The organism is Streptomyces fuscigenes (assembly GCF_021556455.1).
Lineage (GTDB): Bacteria > Actinomycetota > Actinomycetes > Streptomycetales > Streptomycetaceae > Streptomyces > Streptomyces fuscigenes.
Genome location: NZ_JAKGCV010000539.1, coordinates 1 through 3291 on the forward strand (window position 1 = coordinate 1; position 3291 = coordinate 3291).

Here is a 3291-nt window from a genome sequence, read left to right on the forward strand (position 1 = left end):
CGAGGCGCAGCAGGCCGAGGGCGTACTCCAGGGCACGGGCGCCGTCGTCGGTGGCCACGGTGCAGCGGCCGGTGCGCGGGTCGAAGTCGGGGCGGTGGGGGCCCAGGCCGGCGTGACGGGCGCCACGGTGGTGACGGTGAGCTCGCGGGGGGCCGCGGGCTCACCGGCGTCGAGCAGCCCGGCCTCGGTCAGGCGCTCCCGCGCCGTCCGCAGGGCGTCCTCGACGGCGCGCGTCCCCGTCGACACGCACAGGGTGTAGGAGACGTCCTCCAGCCGGCGCCGGGCCTCGGCCGAGCCGTCCTCGGCGTGCAGCGCGTGGAGCGTCTCGTACTGCTCGACGAGGTTCTGCAGGACAGCAGGGTGGGCCAAGAGCATGGCGGCTCTCCTCGGTTGTGTGCCCACGCGCGGCGGGCGAGGTGCGGGGGGTGTGAAGCCGCTCAACCGATTACCCTCGCGCGCCTGCTCCATTCCTGACCGTTCCTGGCGGGTTCTCCGCGGGGACGGGCGCCTGTCGAAGGGCCCGCCGGACCGCCGGCCGGGTCGACGTGGACCCACGGATGAAGGGGCGGCTGCGGGGTGCGGCCCGTAGCCCCGTGTCGCGCCGCGTGCCGGCGCGGCGTCACCGGCCCCCGGCCGGAGGTGAATTGGCGCGGCCGCCCGCTCGGACGGGGCCGGCCGCGACCCGCGTGCGACGCGCGACGTACGACGTGGGACGTGCGAGGTGGGCGACACGGGCGGCACGGGTCGGGCGGCCGTCGGCCGGGGGGTCCCGGCCGCGGCCGTCCCCGGGCGCCGGACGCGCCTCCGTTCCCGGGATGCCGGATCCGCGGTCGCGCCCGCGCACCGGAGGGAGCCGCCCCTGGGCGCAGGGGCGCAGGGGCGCAGGGGCGAGGGGGCGTGGGGGTGAGGGGGTGCAGGGAGGGGAGGGCCCCGTGCGCGTGATCGGCGGCGGTGGCCGCGGGAGGCGGGCCGTCATCGCCCTGCGAGCCCGGGAAGGCACCGGCGGGCCCGGGTGCGCGCGGGACGCGAGAGTCTCCGGCGCCCGGCGCGAGAGCCGGGGACGGGCGGGCGCGGGAACCGCCGGGTGCCGGCGCGAGAGGCCTGCGGGGGCGCTTGGCCTGTAAGCGCTGTGCTCGACCCGAGCAAAAAAGAAGACCAGCGTTTCCGCTGGTCAGCTGGCCTAGGCGCCCCCGGCAGGACTCGAACCTGCGGCCAAGCGCTTAGAAGGCGCCTGCTCTATCCACTGAGCTACGGGGGCCGGGTGGTGCTGGGCCGGTCCGCGAACCGGCCGGGTCAAGGATAGGGGTCCGTCTTCCTTGGCCCTGTTGCTTCACGTGCGTGGCACGATGTGGAGGTTCAGTGAAGCGAACTGATAATCGCAGGCGATCTCGGATCCCGCAGCCCTTTTCGCCGTCCACGCCCCGGGTGTTGTGCACTCGTTATGCCTGCGCCCCACTCGCCCCATCTGTCCCTCCGGGTGCCCCGTACGGTACCCCGTCGGATTCTATCGGCGCGCGAAGAGGGCTATACGCTTCAAAAACCGTCCTAAATTGGGCATTCTTCGCATGTGGTGACCTTGGAAGTACGGCCTGAGCTGATCGACGCACTCTCCGCGCTGCGCGACCGTGTCGCTGCCGTGCGTCTTCCGCTGCCCCTGCCGGGCGCTCCGCGCGCACGGCAGAGCCGGGGCGAACTGCTGGCGCAGCTGGACGACTACCTGTTGCCGCGGCTCAAGTCGCCCGACGCCCCGCTGCTCGCCGTCGTCGGCGGCTCGACCGGCGGCGGGAAGTCCACGCTCGTCAACTCCCTGGCCGGGCGCCAGGTCAGCGAGGCGGGCGTGCTGCGGCCCACGACCCGAACGCCTGTGCTGGTCTGTCACCCCGACGATCATCACTGGTTCGCGGGAACCCGCGTCCTGCCCGGATTCACCCGTGTGTGGCTGCCCCAGGACCGCGAGCAGATCCCCCTGCCCTCCCGGGGCACCGACGGCCGCGGCGTCCTCGTCGTGGAGACCGAACCGGGACTGCCCCGCGGCCTGGCCCTGCTCGACGCCCCGGACGTCGACTCGCTGGTCGTGGAGAACCGCCTGCTCGCCGCCGAGTTGATCTGCGCCGCGGACGTCTGGGTGATGGTCACCACGGCCTCGCGCTACGCCGACGCGATCCCGTGGCACATGCTGCGTGCCGCCAAGGAGTACGACGCGACGCTCGTGACCGTCCTGGACCGCGTCCCGCACCAGATGGTCGGCGAGGTGTCGCGCCAGTACGAGGCGCTGCTGACGCGTGCCGGGCTCGGTGACGTGCCGCGCTTCACCATCCCCGAGCTGCCCGAGTCCACGGCGGGCGGCACCGGGCTGCTGCCCACGACGGCGGTCGCGCCGCTGCTGAGCTGGCTCGCGCACCGCGCCGGCGATCCGGCGGCCCGCCAGCAGACCGTCGTGCGCACGACGAACGGAGTGGTCCGCTCGCTCAACTCGCGCATGCCGGAACTCGCCTCCGCGGTGGCCCGCCAGCACGCGGCGGCCGGCCGGCTGATGGGTGCCGTGGACGACGCGTACGGCGCGGAGGGCGATCGGGTGCGGCGCCAGCTGCGGCAGGGCGCCGTGCTGGCCGGCGACGCCCGGACGCGGTGGCGCGCCTACCCCAGGGACAGCACGGCGGGCGAGCTGCTCGACGCTCTCGTCGAGAGCCTCGCGGCGCTCCTGCAGTGCGCCGTGGCCGCGGCCGACGAGCAGATCGCCGGCGCGTGGGAGCGCGAGCCCGCCGCGCGGGACCTCGCCATGCCGGGCCGGGACGCGGAGACCGCCGAGCGGATCGGCATGCGGGTACGGCGCTGGCGCCGCGAGCTGGACGAACTCGCCGACGAGGAGGTGCGCGAGCTGGACCGCGCCGCGGCGCCAGAGGCGGAGACCGTCTCCGCGCTGCTCGCGGCCTCCCTGCTGGGCGGCCGGCGGGCCCGTAGCGCGGGGGAGCGGCTCGCGGAGCTGCTGGGCGCGCAGGGGGCGCTGCGGCTGCGGGACGAGGGCGCCGAGCTGATCGCCGCGTACATCGACCGCGTACTGCACGGGGAGCGCGACCGGCGGCTCGCGCCCCTGGAGGCCCTGGGGGTCGCGCCCGAGCCGCAGGCCGAGCTGATCGCCGCGCTGTCCGTACTCCAGAAGGAGACGAGGTAACCCGTGAGTGATGTGGTGGACGTGGCCGGCGAGAGCGGCCGCCCCGGAGGGCCGGGCGGGCGCCCGGGCACCCCGGGGGGACGGGGCCGGGCCGGCAGGACGGGCGGCGGCGAGGCACC

Annotated in this window: 2 protein-coding genes and 1 tRNA gene; 1 reads left to right on the forward strand and 2 read right to left on the reverse strand. The window is 75.5% G+C overall.

What is annotated here, in order from left to right:
• On the reverse strand, positions 1-375 hold a 375-nt coding region (locus L1885_RS29460), incomplete at its 3' end, for a DUF5133 domain-containing protein (RefSeq protein ID WP_372482030.1).
• 810 nt (positions 376-1185) lie between these two features.
• A tRNA-Arg gene (locus L1885_RS25925) sits at positions 1186-1258 on the reverse strand.
• A 318-nt stretch (positions 1259-1576) separates the two neighbouring features.
• Here L1885_RS25925 and L1885_RS25930 point away from each other — a divergent pair.
• Positions 1577-3172 carry a dynamin family protein gene (locus L1885_RS25930; RefSeq protein WP_235799593.1) on the forward strand — a complete coding sequence of 532 codons (1596 nt, stop codon included), beginning with the start codon at positions 1577-1579 and terminating at the stop codon, positions 3170-3172.
• Positions 3173-3291 lie beyond the last annotated feature (119 nt).